This is a genomic window from Acrocarpospora sp. B8E8, from assembly GCF_039871605.1.
Lineage (GTDB): Bacteria > Actinomycetota > Actinomycetes > Streptosporangiales > Streptosporangiaceae > Acrocarpospora > Acrocarpospora macrocephala.
Window position 1 is genome coordinate 1 of sequence record NZ_JBDPLV010000217.1, and the last position, 878, is coordinate 878.

1 protein-coding gene is annotated in these 878 nt (G+C 74.9%); it reads left to right on the plus strand.

Annotated features, from left to right (window positions below; translation table 11 throughout):
• Positions 1-878, plus strand: an 878-nt coding sequence (locus ABGB08_RS54695) for a hypothetical protein (protein ID WP_347608566.1), incomplete at its 5' end; no start/stop codon positions are given.

Below are 878 nucleotides of genomic sequence, written 5' to 3' on the forward strand. Positions count from 1 at the left end.
CCCGGCAGCAAGCCCGCGCCGCCCGCCGCGCCCAGGCCGGCCTGCCCGTCAAACAGATCCATCTGCCGGGCGGGGAACGGCTCACCCAAGCACGGGGAAAACGCCCCGCACGGCCGCACCGGCACGACCGCCTGTCACGCTCGTATCGGCGGCTCCGCGCCCGGGACAAGGCGGCCGGAGCCCGCCGCACCGCCGCAAGGCGGGCCCGCGCCCGCCAGGCCGCCGCGACCATCACCAGCCTGCACGGCACCAACCTGGTGGTCGAGGACTGCCACATCGCCGCCTGGCACCGCCGCTGGGGCAAGGCTTGCGCGGCGTTCACCCCCGGCCAGCTCCTCACCGCGCTGGCCGCCGAATGCACGGCCGCCGGCGGAGCCCTGCTGCGCGCCGCCACCCGTCCGACCGCCCTGTCCCAGCACTGCCTGTGCGGGACGCAGGTCACCAAAACCCTGGGTGTGCGGGTGCACGCCTGCCCCGCCTGCGGCCTGACCGGGGATCGGGACCTGGTCTCCGCCGCGCTGGCCGCCCTCGTGGTCTTCTCCGACCCGGCCGACCCGGGCACCGCCGCCGTTGATTACGACCGGGCGGCGGCGCTGCTCACCCATGATTTTCAGGGGCTGCAAGAGGCCCTGTCCGAGTCAACCGTCGTAAGTCCCGTCCCCGCCCCGACCGGGCAGCGGACGGGCGGTACGGCAGCCCACCCCCGTGCCCGCCGCCACCGGCGGAAGGCATGGGGGCGGGCCTCTGCTCGGCGAAGTGCCGGAACGTGCGGCATGTCAACCCCGGATGAGCTCCGACCCGCGTTCGCGGTGCAGGGACCACGCCGGAGCGGCATGCCTGTTACCCCGGACTGCCCCGACTTACGGGGCAGGTCTTAG